Source organism: Ensifer sp. 2TAB8, assembly GCF_052115125.1.
GTDB lineage: Bacteria > Pseudomonadota > Alphaproteobacteria > Rhizobiales > Rhizobiaceae > Ensifer.
In genome coordinates, this window is record NZ_JBFRGB010000001.1 from 1033978 (window position 1) to 1052882 (window position 18905).

Genomic DNA, 18905 nt, shown 5'->3' on the forward strand with positions numbered 1-18905 from the left:
CCTCAGTGGGTTTGCTCGACGAAGCGGGCCAATTGCTCGGCCACCGTTCCCCAGCCGTCGTGGAAACCCATCTCCTCGTGCATCTTCCGGTCCGCACCGTTCCGGTGCATCACATGGGCGGCATATTCGGTGCCGGCCGGATGATCGCTCAGCGTGATGATTGCGGTCATGAAGGCGTTTTCCGCCGGGCGCCAGCCGGCAAGCAGCGTGTCGGTGAAGACGATGCGCGAGAGTTCGTCGACCGCAAGGAAGCAGGCATTGATGTGCGGCACGAAATCGCCGCCGTCCTCGCTGATCCGGGTCACGAAGCTGCCGCCCGGCTTCAGATCCATGTCGATCACCTTGCATATGGCCGGCGCCGGCACCCACCATTGCTCAAGCCGGGTCCGATCGGTCCACGCGCGCCAGACGGCCGCGCGCGGCGCCTTGATGACGCGCGCCATCGTCAGGTCGAGTTCGGGGTCTGGAGAGCGGGTCATGTCATTCCTCCTCGTGTTCGGTGACGAATTTTTCCAGCCGGTCAGCACGGCCTTCCCAGAGCGCGCGCTGCGCCGAAAGCCAGGTCTCGACCACGGCGAACTGCGCCTTCTCAAGGGCGCAGGTGCGCACCCGGCCCTGCTTGTGCGTGCGGATCAGGCCGCTGCCTTCCAGGTAATGGATGTGCTTCATGAAGGATGGCAGCGCCATCTCGAAGGGGCGGGCGAGATCGCTGATGCTTGCCGGGCCGCCGCCAAGCCGCGCCAGTACGGCGCGCCGGGTCGGATCGGCGAGCGCCTGAAAGATCACGTCCAATCGATTTGAATACTGTTCCATAAGGCTAAGTATCATGGAGAAACACTTAGCACAATGGATAACTATTAAATTCGACGCATGGAGCTTGTTGTCACACGGCGCCGTGCCGGCGACCGCAGGTAGAGAGCCGAAATCATTTCCCCAATCCTGCTGATGTGTTTTACTTGCTGCACCTTGCGGGTTCGACAAAGGTCGGGGGCCAAAGCTCGATGGTGCGCTTGCTTGTATTCGCGGTTGCCGCGCTTGCCGCATTCGACGGGAATGCGGCAGAGCAGACCTTCCCCGCCGATGGCAGACTGATCTATTTCAACATGCCGGCCGGCAACATCGGCTGCCAATACACGCCAGCCGGCGGCTCCGATGTTTATGTCCCGGAGGACGGCGGTCCGGAACTTGGCTGCGACCGCATCGAACCGACCTTTCAGCGGTTCATTCTGGGAAAGGCGGGCAAGGCCCGACGCTTCCAGAATGCCGGCGACACAGCATGCTGCGACGGCTCACATATCCTGAGCTACGGCAACAGCTGGAAGAAGGGGCCGTTTAGCTGTCGGTCCAGCAAAACCGGGCTCAGCTGCACGCGCAGCGACGGCCACGGTTTTTACATCAGTCGATCGAAGACCGACGTCTACTAAAGCAGCGGCAGGAAGGTGCCTACGGTTTGCCGTGCTCTGCGTTCTGGTGACGGCCAGAGCGGGTTTGGTCGCAATCTGAAGCGCTGACGGGGTCAACGACTACGGCCGCCGTGCAACGCTGCGGCTCGAAGCTCAGTTTTCACCGATCTCGGCCAGAAAGCTCGTCAGTACGCTGCGGCTCTGCGCCAACTTCTCCGCTTTCTCTTCAACGAGGCGTATCTGCTGGCGCAGGGTGACGCGCAGTTCGTCGCAGGGCTCGAAAATCGGACCTTCGCCGCGCACGCAGGGCAGGAACTGCAGGATCGTCGGAAGGGTCATGCCGCCGGCGCCTAGGAGCTTGATGCGCTCGACGGTTCTCACCTCCGCCAGATCATAATCACGATATCCGCTTTCGGTGCGCTCGGGCTTCAAAAGCCCTTCGGCCTCGTAGTAGCGCAACATCCTGACGCTGACGCCGGTGCGTTTCGACAGCTCGCCTATTTTCATTCCGATACCTTCGCCGGGCGCTTGACTCTGACAGCGCTGTCAGACCTTAGACCTATTGGCTCCTCCATGTGAACACACCCGGGAGCAAGAACATGCCCAACGAAACAAGCCTCTATCCCGCAGCGCTCAACGGGCGACCGGCCAGCGCAGCCGACCTGATGCCCCTGGCCTTTGCCGGTTTCGCGCACTTCACCGCAATTCAGGTCAGGGATCGCAAGATCAGGGGTCTCGACCTGCATCTGAAGCGCCTGCGCAACGCTTCGCTTGCATTCTTCGACCGCGCCCTGCCCGACGAAGAATTGCGCACCCATATCAGGCAGGCGATCGATGCTGGTCCAGCAGACCAGTCGCTGACAGTCACGGTCTATTCACCGGACGGCGAGTTTACTGCCGACAGCATGCAGGGCGGCCTCGCCGTTCTCGTGCGCAGCGGCCCACCCTCCAATGGCCCGAAGGGTCCGCTTCGGCTTGCCGTCGTCGAGCACGAACGGCCACACGCTACGATCAAGCACGTCGGAGAATCCGGCAAAACCTATTACCTGCATCAGGCGATCCGGAAGGGTTTCGACGACGCCGCCTTCATCGACCGGCAGGGGCGTCTTAGCGAAGCCAGTATCTGGAACCTGGTCTTCTGGGATGGCGAAGCGGTTATCTGGCCCCAGGCCGAGATGCTGACCGGCACGATGATGGGTACAGTCCAGCGACAGCTCGAGCGCCTCGGCGTGCCGCAGCGTCAGGAAGAAGTCACCCTTAGCCGGCTCACGGAATTCTCCGGTGCAGCGGTCATGAATTCGTGGACACCGGGCATCGCCGTCAACACCATCGGTTCGACCGAAATCCCGCAGGCAAAGACGTTTGTGGATTTGCTGCATCGGGCGCACGCGGCAGAGCCGGCCGAAACTGTTTAGAGGTCTCGAGGTTGGCCAGGGCGGACAACAGTACCGCCGTGGCCCGCCTCACTGTTTGCGGGCGACGATGTATGGACGCTTGTCGTCGCCCCTGGTCGCGTGATTTTCGATATCCAGGATCTCAAAACCGGCAGCCATTATCGCCTTGCTCAGCGCGATCAGCCCGAAGGTTCCCGCATAGGGCGCTTGTCCGAGCGCGCGCATCGCCGGCAACAGCGCCAAACGGATCAGCGGGCTCATCTCTCCGACGCACGGCGTCTTGGAGATGAACAGCCCCCTCGATGCGAGCAGGGCATGGATGCTGCCGAGCGTGCCCGAGAGATCGCGCACCAGATGCAGGTAGTTGAAGGCCAGGACCGCGTCGTATTGCACGCGCTCGGCGGCAAGCGTTTCAGCGGTCGCGGTGCGGAAGACGAGGTTCGGCACCAGGTCGACGGCGTATCTCTCCCTGGCAATCGCGGTCATCTCGCCGGAAAAGTCGGCCGCAAGATAGTCCCGGACGTCGCCTGCGAGCCGAAACGCCGTTGTTCCCGTGCCGCAACCAAGCTCCAGCACGGCGTCGTCGGGCAAAAGCAACGAACGGGTACGGTCGAGCGTGCGCTCATATCCGGCGGGGTCCGCGATCGCCCCTTTGGCATATCGCCGCGACGTCCGGTCCCAAAAACGCGCGTCGCTCGCCGTGCTCATGCTGCCTGCTCCCAGATCGCGACCAGATCTCCGGACGGTCGAGGCCCGAGCCACGCCGTTCAAAGGATTCCGCCTACCGCGCAATCGTCAACAAATGGCGGAGAAAGAACCGCCAATCAGCGGACGCCTCTTCAGATCAGGCGAACCCAGTCGACGGTTTCAAGCACATAGGGCGCGAAAAGAAAGTCGCGGATCGCAGCGATTTCGTCCGCGCGCCAGTCGAGAAGGACGAAATGCGCCGGTTTTTCCATCGGACCCGTGCTGTCGAAAACCAGCATGACGGGGCGCCCTTCGATCGCTCCGAGCGCAAACCGCCACCGCGTCTCCTGCGCGTAGCGGCTGAAATAGCGGCCAATGCCCTCGCGGCCCTGCAGCCTCAACCTGTTGACCAACTCCAGCTTCACGTCGTCGGCCAGCATGGCGCGGATCGCGTCGAAGTCACCGCCCTGGAACAGGCGCACATAGGCCGCCATCTTATGCCGGTTCGCATCGGACATCAGCGGCAACCGCATATCGTCCGGGCGCTCCGCCAGTTGCCGGAGTGCCACCCGCCCGCGCTGGAGCGCCGATTTGGCCGCCGCCTCTGTGCAGTCGGCAATGTCGGCGATTTCTTCGACCGAATGTCCGAGAACATCCTTGAGGATCACGGCACAGCGCTGCAGTTCGGGCAATTGCAGGAAGGTTTGAAATCCGACCGCGACGATATCCGCCTCGGGCAGTGGTGCGTCTTCCATGTCGTCGAGCAGCGGAACGATCTTGTGACGGGATCGGCGGCGCAGGAAATCGAGGCTGGTGTTGTGGGCGATGCGCAGCAACCAGCCTTCGAGATTGTCAACGACTGCCCCGTCCGCCCGCGCCTGCACAGCCTTGATCAGCGTATCCTGCAGCACGTCCTCGCCATCCACGGCCGAGCCGGTCATGCGCGCGCAATAGCGATGCAGCCGCGGCCTGAATACCCGCAGGCGATCCTCGAAGTCTTCTTCGTTCATGTCTTGAGCCCCATTGGCCACTCCAAGCCGTCAGTCCACCGGAGAGGGCGGCACGATAGCGCGGGTCCGAAATAATGTCCGCCGCCTTCTTGCAGGCCCCTGCAGGCGTCAGCGGCGGATCGACATCACCTGTTGTCGCTGAACACGGCCTCGCCCAGGATCGATTCGAGGCTCGCCAGTTCGAGGATCTGGGGGAAATAGGCCTTCATCCTGACATCGGACCGCATCGCCTCAACCGACGCTTGTGTCTCCCATTCCGAATAGATGATGACGCTGGTGCCGTCCCTTGCGGCAATCAGCCGGCTCGTCCGCCAGCCAGCAAGCGAGCGAATGACGGTGTCGATGTTGCGCTTCAGAAGCGCGATCAGCTGCGCCTGCTTATCGGGTTCGACCTTCAGAACGTTGACGAGCGTGACGGGTGCAGTGGTCATGGCGCTTCTCCTTCGTTGCGGATGCAGCAAAGACGAAGCGGAGAGGCGAAACGGATCGCAGGGGGAGAAGTTTTTTAGCGCCATTCGAACGTCGGGAATCCCCCCTCAGCAGGGGAGCGCCCTCGGCCAGCTCGTGCAGCGGACCATCCGTCCTCGGCAAATGGTCCGCCTGACGAGACCGACCGTCAGAGAGCAAAGCCGCTGGAAGGCGATAGCTCGCCGTCGTCGCGAACCTTCAGGATGGTGTCGATCAGGCCCCATTCCAAAGCCTCCTCGGCGGTCATGAAACGGTCCCGGTCCATGGCGCGTTCGAACTCCTCGTAGGACCGCCCGCAATGTTCCGCATAGAGCCGCGTCATGCGCTGCTTGGTGCGAAGGATCTCCTCGGCATGGATCTGCATGTCGGATGCCTGCCCCTGAAATCCGCCTGACGGCTGGTGCACGAGGATGCTGGCATTGGGCAAGGCGGCCCTTTGTCCCGGTGTGCCGGCCATCAGCAGAAACGAACCCATGGAGCGTGCGGTCCCCATGCAGAGCGTGTGCACCGGTGCCCCGATGTAGCGCATGGTGTCGTACATGGCGAAACCGCTGGTCACCACGCCGCCCGGCGAATTGATGTAGAGATGGATGGGCTTCTTCGGATTTTCCGCTTCGAGAAGAAGCAGCTGGGCGCAGACCAGCGCGGAGACCGTGTCGTTCACCTCACCGTTGAGAAAGATGATTCGCTCGCGCAGCAGGCGGGAATAAATGTCGAATGAGCGCTCTCCGCCGTTCGACTGCTCGACGACCATAGGGACGAGTTGCATCGCTTCGCGCATCGGCGAACTCCAATTATCCAGAGTTTGTGGGGAAGCCCGTCGGCCTAGGCGGCGAGCATGAGAATATCGTTGTTGTTCGCGGCCGTCCTGGTCACGCGACCGCTGCGAACATTCGGGAGTTCGTGGACGATCCGCAGCCTGGTTCTGTCGGAACCGATCGGCGCGATCCGGAAGGTGACCGTACTTTCGAGAAACGGAGCCTCGGTTTCACGCAGCCTGTAGCGGACTTCCTCTCCGGGAACGACGACGGCGCCTTCGGGGTCGGCCAATGCCTCTTTCGGTAGCCAGTTTTCGCGAAATGCCGGGATGCTGATCGCGCGCCAGACCTTCTGCGGCGCCTCGTCGAGTTCGTATTCCAGCTCGAGGCTATTGTTGTCCGAGACGCTGCTTTCGCGGTTCATTGGTCCATATCCTTCAGCAAGATCTTGAGAGCTTCGATGCGTGCGGGCCAGTAGGCACGGTACTTCGCGAGCCACTGCGCAATGAGGGCCAGCCCGTCCGGGTCGACTTCGTAATTTACGAACCGACCTTGCCGCTGCTCCTTTACCAACCCGGCATTCCGCAGCACGGAAATGTGCTGGGACATGGCCGGCTGGCTTATGTCCATACCTTCCCGCAAAGCGCTGGCATTCATGCATCCGTCAGCAAGCTTCTCGAAGATGGCGCGTCGCGTCGGGTCAGCCAGGGCCCTGAATATCTCGTTCTCGATCATGTCGACACATAAGCACGTACTTATCTCAATGACAAGTGCGCCGTTCAGCAGGAGGAGAAAAGAAATGGAGCGCGATTTTGACGCGCCGAACGACACGGTCACGGCGTCGCAGATCAATCCTGCCAGCGGATAGGACATGGGTAGCGCTGCGTACGCGCTGGCAATGGAAAACAGAACAAGAGAGAAAATGGCGGACAGAGAGGGATTCGAACCCTCGATACGCTTTCACGTATACACGCGTTCCAGGCGTGCGCCTTCAACCACTCGGCCACCTGTCCATCCGTCAGCAGCCGACGGTCAATCCGGCTGGATGGGAAGGGCGAGGCCCTTCGATGTCGCCAGTGTGAACCGGCGGACGCGCGTCTATATACCGATGATTTGCTTGGGATCAACTGCTTTCTGACAGATTATTGACATCTTGTGAAACGAGCGGCCCGTCGTCCCCATTGTGCATACCAGACGGTAGGCTTATCTCTTGCACCGGGGCGCGCGTTACGCTCCCGGCATGAGCCGGATGCCGGCTCGGCACTATCGAGTTCACCGGCTAATTTCGTCGCCGGGCCTTGTCCGAGCCCCCTGCCATCGAAGAAGATGCGCCGGGACGCTGAGCCTGACCACGGCAGGGCGCGACCGGTGACATGAAGGGAATTTAGACCGATGCGGTTTCTATTAAGGCTGGCGAGCGCCATCGTGTTGTTTGCCGCCGTGCTTGCGGGCGTCGTCGATGCGATCCAGTCGGTCGCCGCATCGGAACTGGTGATGACCTCGCTTGGCGACGATCTGGAGGCGCTGGGCGCCGATACGGCGAGCTGGTTCCAGTTTGCACAACGCTCCGATACGGCGCCGACAATCTGGCACGCGATCCTGCATTGGGTGCTGGCGCAGCCGGCTTTTGCCGTGCTGGCGCTGCTCGCGCTCCTTCTGTGGATGGCCGGATACAAGAAACGACCGGCGGCGGGCCGCTTCGCCGCCTGATTTTTGCGGAGTCTGCCTCCGTACCGACGAGGAGTATGCTGATGTTCCTGATCGACATGTTCAACAAGAAGACGATCATGCCGGACGCGCAGACGGCACTGCCGGGTCGCGACGAGGCGATTCCGACGGCTGAGACGCATTTCGTTTCCGGCCGGCCGCTGAAAGGCCCCTACCCCGATGGCACCAGGCAGATTCTGCTCGGCATGGGCTGCTTCTGGGGCGCCGAACGGTTGCTCTGGAAAATTCCCGGCGTTTACGTGACGGCTGTCGGCTACGCTGGTGGGTTGACGCGCAATCCGACCTATCAGGAGACGACCACCGGGCTTACCGGCCATGCCGAGGTGGTGCTCGTCGTCTATGATCCCGAGACGGTACCGCTCGCCACCCTGCTCAAGACCTTCTTCGAGGAGCACGACCCCACCCAGGGCATGCGCCAGGGCAACGACATCGGCACCACCTACCGCTCGGCAATCTACGCCTATGACGACGAGCAGCTGGCGGAAGCCAAGGCCGCGCGTGCCGCGTTCCAATCGGCGCTGAAGTATGCCAACCACGGCGGTAAGATCACCACCGAGATCGGCAAGGCGGGCCCGTTCTACTTCGCCGAAGACTATCATCAGCAATACCTGGCGAAGAACCCGAGTGGCTATTGCGGTCTGCGCGGCACCGGCGTGAGCTGCCCCATCGGCCACTAGGCGTGCCCGGTCCAATCGACCCCAACCATAAATGCGATCCCTGTGCATAGGTCGGAGCGGGATACGGGTGGCAAACCACGCGCCCTTTTTCTCGTCCCGTCCCGAAGCAGGCCCGCTTTGGGTATCCCGAACATTGGAGCAATGCCACAACCCAGAGGCCGCTCAGGACGGGAGCATACACTTGTCTGCGATCTCAAAAGTACAACAGAACCGGTGCCTTACGGGTAGCCGCTTCCGTGGCTTCAATTTTTACCATCTGAAAAATTTTGAGTGTTTTTTTGCCGTGACCGTGCAAGGATGCGCCACCCTAGCCCCAAGGAGAAGGGGGTGGGTTCCGCAGACAGGCTCCTCTCGGGGCCAGCGGGAGGACCCAATAAGATCAATAGCGACACAGGGCTGCACGATGAAAAAAACAATTCTCGGTCTCTTTGCCTTTTCGATGATGTCCGCGACGGCACTGGCCGCCGACATCAAGCCGGCGATCATCTACGATCTCGGCGGCAAGTTCGACAAATCCTTCAACGAGGCTGCCTTCAACGGCGCCGAGAAGTTCAAGACGGAAACGGGCGTCGAATACCGCGAGTTCGAAATCGCCAACGACGCCCAGCGCGAACAGGCGCTGCGTCGTTTCGCGAGCGACGGCAACAGCCCGATCGTCATGGCCGGCTTCAACTGGGCGGCTTCGCTCGAAAAGATCGCGCCGGAATATCCGGATATCAAGTTCGCGATCATCGACATGGTCGTCGAAAAGCCGAACGTCAAGTCGGTCGTCTTCAAGGAACAGGAAGGCTCCTACCTCGTCGGCGTTCTCGCCGGCCTCGCCTCGAAGTCGAAGACCGTCAGCTTCATCGGCGGCATGGACGTTCCGCTGATCCACAAGTTCGCCTGTGGCTATGTCGGCGGCGCCAAGTCGACCGGTGCTGACGTCAAGGTTCTGGAAGCCTATACCGGCACCACGCCGGACGCCTGGAACGACCCGGTCAAGGGCGGCGAAATCGCCAAGTCGCAGATCGACCAGGGCTCGGATGTCGTCTACCACGCTGCCGGCGGCACCGGCGTCGGCGTTCTGCAGGCGGCTGCAGATGCCGGCAAGCTCGGTATCGGCGTCGACTCCAACCAGAACGGCCTGCAGCCGGGCAAGGTACTGACCTCGATGCTGAAGCGCGTCGACGTCGCCGTCTACGAAGCCTTCACCGCTGCCAAGAACGACAAGTTCGAGTTCGGCATCTCCAACCTCGGCCTCAAGGAAGATGGCGTCGGCTATGCGCTCGACGACAACAACAAGGCCCTGATCACGCCTGAGATGCTCGACGCAGTGGAAAAGGTGAAAGCCGAAATCATTGCCGGCAAGGTCGAAGTTCACGACTACATGAGCGACGAGTCCTGCCCCTACTAAGAGCAGCAGCAGGATAACAAGAAGGCCGCCGGTTCACTCGACCGGCGGCCTTTTTGTTTGCCCTGCCTTGCGCGCTCAATAATGCGGCGGCCGGGTGATCGGCGGCGCATCGAGCGACTGTTCCTCGAGCGACAGGAAACGCTCGGTCAGGCGGTCGAGCTTGGCGCGCGTCTGTTCCACCACCTTCCATTGCTCGGCCAGCTGGTCGGAAAGCTCCTCGATGGTCTTGGCCTGATGGGCCACCGTTTCTTCGAGGTGTGTGATCCGTTCGTCCGTCTTGTTCATAGGGGGAAACTCCGTCTTGCCACGCGCCGGCGCGCCCGCGCAGCGCCATGGGGTTTTGCCGGCAGATTGGCCACGGCAGGCATGATGTCAAGCAGGAGCCCTTCAGGCCTTTGCCACAGCGCTGACCGACACCGAAAAACCGGGGTCCTTTGCTGAAAGCCGCTTGTGCAGATGCACCATCAGACCGGCGGCGAAAAGCGGCGTCAGCAAGTTGACGAAGGGCACCGCCAGGAAGGCGGCAAGCAGCAGGCCGGCGAGGAAGACGGCCGAGCGATGCTTCTCGCGGAAAAGCCGCGCCTCGGACGGTGATCGATAGCGCATCGCCGCGAACTCGAAGAATTCCCGTCCGAGCAGGTAGCCGTTGACGAGAAAGAAGGCGACGAGATTGACGCCCGGGACGAGCAGCAGGAAAAGCGCGAGCAGGTTGCCGAGGATGACGACGCCGAGAAACTTTACCGAGCCAGCGATCGCTTCGCCGAGCGGCAAGGGCCGGCCCTGCGGCTCGTTTGGATAGTCCCGCTTCTCGATCACCTCGGCGACGTCGTCGAGGAAGAAGCCGGCGATCAGCGCGGTGACGGGCGCCAGAAGCAAGGCGAGCGCCAGCGCCAGCCCAAGGCTCGCGAAGATACCGAGCACGAAGGTCAGCCAGCCGGCCCAGACGGGTGTGCCCGGCATCAGCGTGTCGATCCACGGCAGTGCCAGCCAGATGAAGACTTCGCGCACGGCAAACCAGAGCGCGACGAGCGCGAGGATCGTCAGGCCCAATACCTTCCAGAAGACCGACCGGGTCTCGGGCGCAAGGAGATTGGCAAGCGAAAGTCGCGCCGCGTCCAGGATCATCATTGCTCTCCAGTATGGGCCAAGGTTCGATGATGCATGTAGGCAGGGCCGCCACCAGCGACAAGACATGCGCGGCTGGTGCCAGTCTTTATGCAAGATTCATGCGCCTCGTCTAAGGGAAGCATGGAAAACGCTGGGGGCGGCGATATTGTAGACGTACCGGATGACGGCAGCAGGCAAGAACTCCGCGGAGGATGACATGACAGAACAAAAGACACTCGCCAGCCTTTCGGTCCTGGTTCAGAGCGGCAAGCTGGATCCGGTGGACCTTGCCAAGGAAACCTATGCGGCGATCGATGCACATGGCGACTATGCCATCTTCGTCGAACTGACGCCCGAGCGGGCGACCCGGCATGCCGAGGCGGCATCGCGGCGCCTCAGGGCGGGGCGTTCGCTCGGCATGCTCGACGGCCTGCCGGTTGCATGGAAGGACCTGTTCGACACCGCCGGCAACGTCACCACCGCCGGCTCGACTGTGCTGCAGGCAAATGCTCCCGCCACCGCCGACGCACCTGTCGTTGCCACAGTCGCTGCTGCCGGCATGGTCAGCGTCGGCCGCACCAACATGAGCGAGTTCGCTTTTTCGGGCCTCGGCATCAATCCGCATCACGGCACGCCGCGAAACCCCGCGGCCAGCGACGTCGAGCGCATTCCCGGCGGCTCGTCTTCAGGCTCGGCTGTCGCGGTCGCGGCAGGACTGGTGCCCGCGGCGATCGGCACCGATACCGGCGGGTCCGTGCGCATTCCCGCGGCGATGACCGGCATCGTCGGGTACAAGGCGACGCGTGGCCGCTACGCGATGAAGGGCGTCTATCCGCTGGCCGAAAGCCTCGATTCGCTCGGGCCGCTCTGCCATACGGTGCAGGATGCCGTGTGGGTGGATGCCGCCATGCACGGACTGACGGCCCCAACGGTGCGGCGCGCCGACCTCTCGGGCGTGGCGCTGGTGATCCCGGAAACGGTCGTCTTCGACGATGCGGAGCCGGAGGTCGTCGAGACCTTCGAGGATGCGATCAAGCGCCTCGAAAAGGCCGGCGTTGCGGTCAGCCGCCGCGCCTTCCCGGCCTTCTCGGCGGTCTTCGGACTGATGGCGCGCCACGGCGCCCTGGTAACGGCGGAGGCCTATGCGCTTCATCGCGAACGGCTGGCCGGACCCGAAGCCAATGCGATCGATCCACGCGTCGTTGCCCGCATACGGCTCGGCGAGAAGATCACCATGCCCGACTACATCGCCCTGCTCGACGCGCGCGACCAACTGATCCATGAGACGGTCGACAGCCTGAGGCCGAACGAACTCATAGCCCACCCGACGCTGCCACATGTGGCGCCGCCGATCGCGCCGCTTCTTAAAGACGACGAGCTATTCTTCAAGACCAACGCCAAGACGCTCCGCAACACCTCGATCGGCAATTTCCTGGATTTCTGCGGCATCTCCATCCCCTGTGGGCTTGGGGCTGCAGAAATGCCCGTCGGCTTTCAGCTTGCGGCACCACACCACCAGGACGACAGGCTGCTTTCGGTCGCGCTCTCTGCCGAAGCGATCATCCGGGGTGAGGCATGATCGTCTGTTTCGATATCGGCGGCTCGGCAATCAAGGGCGCGATCACCCATTCGCGCGATCGGATCTTTCCGTTGCCGTGCCGAACCACGCCGCTCAACGATTTCCGGCAGTTCATCCGCGAATTGGAATCGGTTCTGGATGAGGCGGGCGGCCATCCCGATTGCGTGGCGATCTCGATCACCGGCGTCATCGATCCAGAGACGCGGCGGATCAAATGCGCCAACATTCCCTGCATCGACGGGCGTGAGCTGGTCGCCGAACTCGAAGCGGCGCTGCATCTGCCGGTGAAGCTTGCCAACGACGCCGACTGTTTTGCGCTGGCCGAAGCCGGCGCGGGCGCCGGGCGCGGTCATCGCATCGTCTTCGGTGCGATCCTCGGCACCGGTGTCGGCGGCGGCCTGGTGATCGACGGCCGGCTGATCAATGCCGACGGCGGTTTTGCCGGCGAATGGGGGCACGGCCCCGCGATTGCGGCGGAGGCCGGCAACCCGCCGATCGCCATCCCTCCCTATGATTGCGGCTGCGGCCAAAGGCGCTGCGTCGATACGGTCGGCGGCGCCCGTGGCCTCGAACGGCTGCACCAGACCGCGCACGGCAAGACGCTTTCGAGCCACGAGATTATGGAAGCCTGGAAGGCCGGGGATGCAGAGGCGAAGCGCACGGTCGACGTTCTCGTCGATCTCGTCAGTTCGCCGCTGGCGCTCGTCATCAACATCACAGGTGCAACGATCGTGCCTGTCGGCGGCGGCCTTTCCAATTCCGAAGAACTGCTCGCCGAGATCGACAGGACGGTGCGTAGCCGGATTCTGAGGCAATTCGACCGGCCGCTGGTGGTGCGCGGCGAATGCCGGATCGAGCCCGGCCTGATCGGTGCCGCACTGCTCGGACTTTCAGGAGACAAAGCATGAGCGACATCAAACTCGAAGTCTGTGTCGACGATGCCGACGGGTTGAACGCGGCGATCGAGGGCGGCGCCGATCGCATCGAGCTCTGTACAGCTCTTTCCATCGGCGGCCTGACGCCCAATCCCGGGCTGATGGCGCTTGCCGGCCCGCCGCCGGTACCGGTCTACGCGATGATCCGGCCGCGGCCGGGTGACTTCATCTTCTCCGCCACCGAGCTCGATATCATGCGCCGCGACATCGATGCCGCACGCGACGCGGGTCTGGCCGGCGTTGTGCTCGGCGCTTCTCTCGCCGATGGCCGGCTCGACGCATCGATGCTGATCAAGCTCACCGGCCACGCGGCCGGGCTCGGCATGACGCTGCACCGGGCCTTCGATCTGGTGCCGGATTTTGCCGAGGCGATGGACGTGGCAGTGGAACTCGGCTTCGAGCGCATCCTGACCTCGGGCGGCGCGAAGAGCGCGCCGCAGGCGATCGATCGCTTGTCGGAACTGACCGAACGCGCAGCCGGGCGGCTGTCGATCATGCCTGGATCCGGAGTCACCCTCGATACGGTCGACGCCGTTCTCGACCGGCTGGCCGTCGGCGAAGTTCACTCCTCCTGCTCCGTTCGAGAGCCGGCTCAGGATCAGCGATTGATCGAGATGGGTTTCGTCTCGGCCGACCGCCGCCGCACCGATGCGGAGACGGTCCGGGCGATGAAGGCGAAGCTAGCGGCTCACAGCCCGCGATAGCAGCTGGCTGACCCAAAGAAAAAGACCCGGGCAGCTTTACGCTTCCCGGGTCCTTCGATGACGACGGTCGAATGATCAGGCAGCGTAAACCTGCGTGCCGCCAATCCATGTGGAGCCCATGCCGAGGTCCGGCGTCAGCAGCACGAAATCGGCATCGGCCCCGGGTTTCAGCCGTCCCTTGTGGGTGGCAAGCCCCATGGCATCGGCCGGATAGGCGGACGCCATGCGCAACGCTTCTTCGACCGGCAGGCCAAGCTTCTCGTGTACGAACCGGACCGACGAGAGCATGTCGATGTCGGCGCCGGCAAGCGTGCCGTCGGCGAGCGTCAGACGACCACCCTCGCGCAGAATCTCGCGGCCATTGAGCTGGAAGCTTTTCATGTCGGTGCCGATCGGCGACATCGCGTCGGTTACCAGGAAGATCTGTCCCGGCCCGACTTTCGCCCGCAGCGCGACGCCCATGGACGCCGGCTCGACATGGTAGCCGTCGGCGATCAGGCCCGCATGCAGCGTGCCGGTCGCAAGTGCCGCGCCGACCACGCCGGGCTCGCGATGACCGAGACCGCTCATGGCATTGAAGAGGTGGGTGACGGTGCGCGCGCCCGCCTTGGCATAGGCGACCGCGGTTTCGTAGCCGACATCCGTATGGCCAAGGCTGACGACGGCGCCCGCGTCAGTGAGCGCCCGAACCTGTTCCTTGGTGGCGTTTTCCGGCGCCACGGTCACCATCAGAACGCCGAGCGCCTTCGCACAATCGAGCATTTCCTGGAGATCGGCATCGTCCATCGGGCGGATCAGCTTCGGATCGTGCGCGCCCTTGCGGGCGACCGAGAGATGCGGGCCCTCGAGATGCAGACCGAGGAAGCCGGGCACGCCGGCCGCCTTCGCGTCGAGGCCCGCCTTGATGGTGGCGCTTCGAACTTCGCGCGTGTCGGTGATCAGCGTCGGCAGCAGCGCCGTGGTGCCGAACTTGGCATGCGCCGAACAGATCTGCCGGATGCCCTCAACGGTCGGCTCTTCGTTCAGAAGCGCACCACCGCCACCGTTCACCTGCAGGTCGATGAAGCCCGGCACGAGCAGCATGCCATGGGCATCGATCTTTTCGGCATCGGCGGGAACATCCGCCGACGCCATGATGGCCTTGACCCGGCCGGCCTCGATCACGAGGGCGCAGCCGTCGTGCCATTCGACGCCGTCGAACAGGCGAGCGCCGGTGATTGCCTTCCTCTCGCTCATCTCGTCTCCGTTACCTTCTTGAGGCTTGCCGGTGCATCGGGGTTGAGACCGCGCGAACGCGACCAGGCCTCGACGAAACCATAGAACGGCAGGATCAGCGTCAGCGCGTCGGTGATCGGGTGGCCCGTCTCGACGAACGGCAGGCGCTTGGCCTTGGTCGCACGGCTCGATGTAGCATGAACCACCGCGCCCTTTTCCGCCATACCATCGGCGATGCCGGCGACCGAGGTTTCGGCCGCGTCTCGGGCAGCGAGCGTCAGCACCGGGAACTTGGCCCCGACGAGCGCCACCGGTCCGTGTAGCACTTCCGCCGCGGAATAGGCTTCCGCATGCATGCCAGAGGTTTCCTTGAATTTCAGCGCTGCTTCGCTGGCGATCGCAAGCGCCGGGCCGCGGCCGAGCACGTAGAGCGATTCCGCCTCGCCGAGATCATCGGCAAACGCCTGCCAGTCGAGCTTGACCGCCTTGGCAAACTGGTTCGGCAGGTCGGCGACCGCGCGCTGAAGTGCTGCGTCGCCGGTCCACTCGCCGAGCACCGCAAGGCCGGCGACGATCGAATTGACGTAGGACTTGGTGGCGGCAACCGCAATTTCCGGGCCGGCGAGAATGTCGAGCGGGTTGGTGCAGGCCTTGGAGATCGGCGAAGGCAGCGTGTTGGTGAGCGCGATCGAGACCGCGCCGGCATCGGTCGCGGCCTGCGCCATGGCGACGATGTCAGGGCTCTTGCCCGATTGCGAAATCGCGATCGCCGCAGCGCCACCGAGCTTCAGCTTGGCGCCGTAAATCGAAGCCAGCGACGGCCCGAGCGAGGCGACGGGCCGGCCGGCCTGCAGTTCGATCGCATATTTCAGGAACAGTGCGGCATGGTCGGAGGAGCCACGGGCGATCGTCACCAAGAAGGCCGGGTCCTTGGCACGGAGTGCGGCGCCGGCTGCCTTCAGCTGATCGGAGGAGCGCTCCAGCAGGCGCTGGGCGGCCTCGGGGATTTCGTCGATTTCTCGGCGCATATTGGTCTGCATGGTCAATTCCTTTCTGCGGGCGGTCGCTTTAGGATTCCGACAGCGTCAGTTCCGCGACAAAATCATAGGCATCGCCCCGATAGAGCGAGCGGGTGAATTCGACGACGCGTCCCGATGCGAGATAGGACACACGTTCGATGGAAAGGCCGGCCGAGCCGACGGCGACGCCGAGCATCGAGGCATCCGGATCCTTGATGTTGCAGGCGGAGATGCGCTGCACGGCGCGAACCGGACGCGAGCGCGTCTTGTCGAGCGCAGTATAGAGCGACGAAGTAACGGCCTGCGGATCCGGCAGGAACTCCGCCGAGATGCTGGCGCGCTCGATCGCGAGCGGCATGTCGTCGGCAATGCGCAGGCGTCCGAGGCGCGCAACCAGCGCATCGGCCGGCAGGCCGAGCGCCATCATCTCATCCGGCGAAGGATGAAACAGGCCGCGCTCCAGCCAGCGCGCGTGGGTGTTCAACCCGCGGCGCGCCATGTCTTCGGTAAACGAGGTCAGCCGCGACAGTGACTGCTGCACCTTGGAGACAGGCTTGACGACGAAGGTGCCGGAGCCGTGGCGGCGAACCAGCAGACCGTCGCGCACGAGGTCGTCGACCGCCTTGCGCACGGTCACGCGGCTGATATTGGCGTAGTCGGCCAGATCGCGTTCCGGCGGCAGTGCGTCGCCGTGATTGAGCTTGCCCGACTGGATGGCGTCTTCGAGCGACTGCCGAAGCTTGAGATAGAGCGGCCCCGATCCTCCGGACTGCAGGCCCTCGAGCGGCAGAATGGAAGCGAGCTGGTGCGTCATGCGCCTGCCCTCGCCTGCGAACCGAACCGCTGGGCCGCAAGCGCGACCGACCCTGTCAACGCATCCGCTTCCGCTTCGACCAGCAGCGCCTTGTGCCGCTCCGCAAGCCAGGGCCGGTAAAGCGGAGCCAATCCACCGAGCAGACACAGCCGCTCGCATCCCCTTGCAACCACGGCGTCGAGCGCCTCGTCCACGGTGATGGCTGCAGCCTTCAAGAGCCGTACTGCGACGGGGTCGCCGGCGGCAGCGCCTTCGAACACCCGCGGCGCGTAGCGGCCAAACTCACCGGGTTTGGCGAGGCGGGCGAAATCGACGACGTCGCGGGGGTCATTGTTGAATTCGGCCATGACGGAGTCCGTGACCGGGGAGGCCTCGTGGATATTGTCGAAGGCGAGCAGGCTTTCCTGCAGAAGCGCGTGACCGATGCGGGCACCGCTGCCATGGTCGCCGATGGTAAAACCCCAGCCGCCGACATAGCTGACGGCATCGCCCTGGCGCAGGATGTAAATCGTGCCTGTACCGAGAATGGCGACCGCGCCATCCTGGTTGCCGAGTGCGCCCTGCAGCGCGATCAAACCGTCCGATTCGATATCTGCGGCAGCGAAGGGCAGACGGCGCTTTACGTAATGCACGGCATCGCCGACATTGTGCCCGGCGACGCCGACGATCGCCTTGGCATTTGCAATGCCTTCGGGATCGAGACCGGCCTCTTCAAAGGCAGCGCGCGCAGCCTCACCGATATTGGCGAGCGCGGTCTCCGGGTCGGTGAGGATGTTGGCCGCACCCACCTTGCCGCGCCCGAGAATGCGCCCGTCTGCCGTTGCCACGGCAGCTCGGCAGCTGGTTCCGCCGCCATCGATTCCGATCAGGTAATTTGTCATGAGTACCTCCGCTCATTGAGGATACCAAAAAAATACCAATAACCAAGTCTGAATCCGTCAACGCTTTCGATTTCGTTGCAATCCATTGAAATTTAATGGCTAATTTAGACGATTAGTTTTTTCGAGCGTCAAAAGTTAAATTCCGCTGGACAATTGGTATTTTTTTGGCATTAATTTCAACCGAGAGGAGACACGACCTATGCCGTCAGCAAAGACCGAAGAGCGTCACGACAACGCCAAGGGCCTGGATCTCATGCATCCGGCACTGGCGCTGCGACTGCTCGCAGCCGGCCAGCAGGCCGCGGCCAAGGCCGTCGATGCGGCGATTGAGTCGATCTCCGCGGCCGCATCGATCGCGGCCGAAGCACTTTCCTCTGGCCGACGTCTTGCCTATGCGGGCGCCGGCAGCTCCGGCCTGATGGCGATGGCCGATGCGCTTGAGCTGCCCGGCACCTACGGCATTGCCCAGGACCAGATCGTCATCCTGCTTGCGGGCGGCGCAGCCAGCCTCAGCGACCTGGCGGGCGGCTATGAAGACGACATGGACCTCGCCCGCGAGGACGTGCGCAAGGCCGGCATCGGCGCCGGCGACTGTCTCGTGTCCGTTTCCGCCAGCGGCTCCACCCCTTACGCACTTGCCGCCGCCGACGAAGCCCGCAAGCGCGGCGCCAAGGTGATCGCGGTTGCCAACAATCCGGGCGCAGCGCTGTTCAAGGACGCCGACGTGGCGATCCTCTTGCAGACGCCGCCGGAAGTCGTCTCCGGCTCTACCCGCATGGGCGCCGGCACGGCGCAGAAGATCGCCTTCAACATGTTCTCGACGCTGGTCGGCATTCATCTCGGCCACGTGCTCGACGGCCATATGGTCAACCTGCGTGCCGACAACATCAAATTGCATGGCCGTGCCATCCGCATCGTCACCGACATCACCGGCATCAGCGTCACCGAAGCCGGACGGCTGATCAACGACGCCTCCGGTTCGGTCAAGATCGCCATCTTGCTGGCTTCCGGCGCGAAAGACGTGGCGGCAGCCGAGGCGGCACTCAGCCAGACCAAACAGAACCTGCGCCGGGCGATCGATATCGTCACGGCCTGACATAAGCCTGGGACTCAAACCGCGCCAAAAACGG

24 protein-coding genes and 1 tRNA gene are annotated in these 18905 nt (G+C 63.3%); 9 read left to right on the plus strand and 16 right to left on the minus strand.

The window, feature by feature from the left end; all coding sequences use genetic code 11:
• Window positions 1-2: 2 nt before the first annotated feature.
• Together AB4Z53_RS05175 and AB4Z53_RS05180 are read right to left on the minus strand one after the other, a co-directional pair.
• Entirely contained in the window at window positions 3-479 is a 477-nt protein-coding gene (locus AB4Z53_RS05175; protein ID WP_113538833.1) for an SRPBCC family protein, read from the minus strand.
• A 1-nt stretch (window position 480) separates the two neighbouring features.
• A complete protein-coding gene (locus AB4Z53_RS05180; protein WP_291152619.1) occupies window positions 481-813 on the minus strand; it encodes an ArsR/SmtB family transcription factor in 333 nt (110 codons plus the stop codon).
• Between the two features lie 143 nt (window positions 814-956).
• On the opposite strand from AB4Z53_RS05180, the gene AB4Z53_RS05185 reads away from it, so the two are divergent.
• Entirely contained in the window at window positions 957-1424 is a 468-nt protein-coding gene (locus AB4Z53_RS05185; protein WP_441595072.1) for a DUF6636 domain-containing protein, read from the plus strand.
• Window positions 1425-1556: 132 nt separating this feature from the next.
• Here the strand turns inward: AB4Z53_RS05185 and AB4Z53_RS05190 are convergent, their stop codons facing one another.
• Window positions 1557-1910, minus strand: coding sequence for a MerR family transcriptional regulator (locus AB4Z53_RS05190; protein ID WP_291152532.1), 354 nt, complete (start codon window positions 1908-1910; stop codon window positions 1557-1559).
• A gap of 92 nt (window positions 1911-2002) precedes the next feature.
• Here AB4Z53_RS05190 and AB4Z53_RS05195 point away from each other — a divergent pair, with 92 nt between their 5' ends.
• Entirely contained in the window at window positions 2003-2818 is an 816-nt protein-coding gene (locus tag AB4Z53_RS05195; RefSeq protein WP_291152529.1) for an aminotransferase class IV family protein, read from the plus strand.
• A 48-nt stretch (window positions 2819-2866) separates the two neighbouring features.
• On the opposite strand, the gene AB4Z53_RS05200 is transcribed toward AB4Z53_RS05195, so the two are convergent.
• The 7 genes from AB4Z53_RS05200 to AB4Z53_RS05230 all read right to left on the minus strand — a co-directional run bounded on the left by AB4Z53_RS05200 (window position 2867) and on the right by AB4Z53_RS05230 (window position 6733).
• Window positions 2867-3505 carry a class I SAM-dependent methyltransferase gene (locus tag AB4Z53_RS05200; protein WP_441595075.1) on the minus strand — a complete coding sequence of 213 codons (639 nt, stop codon included), beginning with the start codon at window positions 3503-3505 and terminating at the stop codon, window positions 2867-2869.
• Between the two features lie 131 nt (window positions 3506-3636).
• Entirely contained in the window at window positions 3637-4494 is an 858-nt protein-coding gene (locus AB4Z53_RS05205) for a sigma-70 family RNA polymerase sigma factor (RefSeq protein ID WP_441595077.1), read from the minus strand.
• A gap of 125 nt (window positions 4495-4619) precedes the next feature.
• Window positions 4620-4925 carry a putative quinol monooxygenase gene (locus tag AB4Z53_RS05210; protein ID WP_291152520.1) on the minus strand — a complete coding sequence of 102 codons (306 nt, stop codon included), beginning with the start codon at window positions 4923-4925 and terminating at the stop codon, window positions 4620-4622.
• Window positions 4926-5110: 185 nt separating this feature from the next.
• Window positions 5111-5743 (minus strand): ATP-dependent Clp protease proteolytic subunit, encoded by a 633-nt coding sequence (locus AB4Z53_RS05215; protein WP_441595079.1) that lies wholly within the window; start codon window positions 5741-5743, stop codon window positions 5111-5113.
• A 44-nt stretch (window positions 5744-5787) separates the two neighbouring features.
• Window positions 5788-6144, minus strand: a complete 357-nt coding sequence (locus tag AB4Z53_RS05220) for an SRPBCC family protein (protein WP_441595081.1) — start codon at window positions 6142-6144, stop codon at window positions 5788-5790.
• Window positions 6141-6455, minus strand: coding sequence for an ArsR/SmtB family transcription factor (locus AB4Z53_RS05225; protein WP_113539964.1), 315 nt, complete (start codon window positions 6453-6455; stop codon window positions 6141-6143). Before AB4Z53_RS05225 ends, AB4Z53_RS05220 begins: the two co-directional genes overlap by 4 nt.
• Window positions 6456-6643: 188 nt before the next feature.
• A tRNA-Ser gene (locus AB4Z53_RS05230) sits at window positions 6644-6733 on the minus strand.
• A 379-nt stretch (window positions 6734-7112) separates the two neighbouring features.
• Between AB4Z53_RS05230 and AB4Z53_RS05235 the strand changes: the two genes are divergently transcribed.
• The 3 genes from AB4Z53_RS05235 to AB4Z53_RS05245 all read left to right on the plus strand — a co-directional run bounded on the left by AB4Z53_RS05235 (window position 7113) and on the right by AB4Z53_RS05245 (window position 9521).
• Window positions 7113-7430: a hypothetical protein gene (locus tag AB4Z53_RS05235; RefSeq protein WP_441595083.1), complete on the plus strand. Its 318-nt coding sequence runs from the start codon at window positions 7113-7115 to the stop codon at window positions 7428-7430.
• A 41-nt stretch (window positions 7431-7471) separates the two neighbouring features.
• Window positions 7472-8125: a peptide-methionine (S)-S-oxide reductase MsrA gene (gene msrA, locus AB4Z53_RS05240; protein ID WP_441595085.1), complete on the plus strand. Its 654-nt coding sequence runs from the start codon at window positions 7472-7474 to the stop codon at window positions 8123-8125.
• Window positions 8126-8528: 403 nt separating this feature from the next.
• On the plus strand, window positions 8529-9521 hold the full coding sequence (locus AB4Z53_RS05245; RefSeq protein WP_113539947.1) for a BMP family lipoprotein: 993 nt from the start codon (window positions 8529-8531) through the stop codon (window positions 9519-9521).
• 75 nt (window positions 9522-9596) lie between these two features.
• Here the strand turns inward: AB4Z53_RS05245 and AB4Z53_RS05250 are convergent, their stop codons facing one another.
• Both AB4Z53_RS05250 and AB4Z53_RS05255 read right to left on the minus strand, forming a co-directional pair.
• Window positions 9597-9806 (minus strand): SlyX family protein, encoded by a 210-nt coding sequence (locus tag AB4Z53_RS05250; RefSeq protein WP_113539946.1) that lies wholly within the window; start codon window positions 9804-9806, stop codon window positions 9597-9599.
• A gap of 102 nt (window positions 9807-9908) precedes the next feature.
• Window positions 9909-10646, minus strand: a complete 738-nt coding sequence (locus AB4Z53_RS05255; RefSeq protein WP_441595088.1) for a sulfate transporter family protein — start codon at window positions 10644-10646, stop codon at window positions 9909-9911.
• Window positions 10647-10845: 199 nt separating this feature from the next.
• Here AB4Z53_RS05255 and AB4Z53_RS05260 point away from each other — a divergent pair, with 199 nt between their 5' ends.
• The 3 genes from AB4Z53_RS05260 to AB4Z53_RS05270 are packed head-to-tail and all read left to right on the plus strand — an operon-like array spanning window position 10846 to window position 13846.
• Complete coding sequence (locus AB4Z53_RS05260; RefSeq protein ID WP_441595090.1) at window positions 10846-12207, plus strand: amidase; 1362 nt, start codon at window positions 10846-10848, stop codon at window positions 12205-12207.
• Complete coding sequence (locus tag AB4Z53_RS05265; RefSeq protein ID WP_441595092.1) at window positions 12204-13115, plus strand: ROK family protein; 912 nt, start codon at window positions 12204-12206, stop codon at window positions 13113-13115. The genes AB4Z53_RS05260 and AB4Z53_RS05265 overlap by 4 nt, the downstream gene beginning before the upstream one ends.
• Window positions 13112-13846: a copper homeostasis protein CutC gene (locus tag AB4Z53_RS05270; RefSeq protein ID WP_113539944.1), complete on the plus strand. Its 735-nt coding sequence runs from the start codon at window positions 13112-13114 to the stop codon at window positions 13844-13846. Before AB4Z53_RS05265 ends, AB4Z53_RS05270 begins: the two co-directional genes overlap by 4 nt.
• A gap of 75 nt (window positions 13847-13921) precedes the next feature.
• Here the strand turns inward: AB4Z53_RS05270 and nagA are convergent, their stop codons facing one another.
• Genes nagA through AB4Z53_RS05290 form a run of 4 tightly spaced genes read right to left on the minus strand, consistent with a single transcriptional unit; the run spans window position 13922 to window position 17775 of the window.
• Window positions 13922-15082, minus strand: coding sequence for an N-acetylglucosamine-6-phosphate deacetylase (gene nagA / locus AB4Z53_RS05275; protein ID WP_441595093.1), 1161 nt, complete (start codon window positions 15080-15082; stop codon window positions 13922-13924).
• On the minus strand, window positions 15079-16101 hold the full coding sequence (locus AB4Z53_RS05280) for an SIS domain-containing protein (RefSeq protein WP_441595095.1): 1023 nt from the start codon (window positions 16099-16101) through the stop codon (window positions 15079-15081). Before AB4Z53_RS05280 ends, nagA begins: the two co-directional genes overlap by 4 nt.
• 28 nt (window positions 16102-16129) lie before the next feature.
• On the minus strand, window positions 16130-16894 hold the full coding sequence (locus AB4Z53_RS05285; RefSeq protein ID WP_034804855.1) for a GntR family transcriptional regulator: 765 nt from the start codon (window positions 16892-16894) through the stop codon (window positions 16130-16132).
• Entirely contained in the window at window positions 16891-17775 is an 885-nt protein-coding gene (locus tag AB4Z53_RS05290; RefSeq protein ID WP_441595097.1) for a BadF/BadG/BcrA/BcrD ATPase family protein, read from the minus strand. The genes AB4Z53_RS05285 and AB4Z53_RS05290 overlap by 4 nt, the downstream gene beginning before the upstream one ends.
• A 199-nt stretch (window positions 17776-17974) precedes the next feature.
• Between AB4Z53_RS05290 and AB4Z53_RS05295 the strand changes: the two genes are divergently transcribed.
• The gene (locus tag AB4Z53_RS05295) at window positions 17975-18871 is read left to right on the plus strand and encodes an N-acetylmuramic acid 6-phosphate etherase (RefSeq protein WP_291152496.1); all 897 of its coding nucleotides are present in this window, start codon (window positions 17975-17977) and stop codon (window positions 18869-18871) included.
• The last annotated feature ends 34 nt before the right edge of the window (window positions 18872-18905 follow it).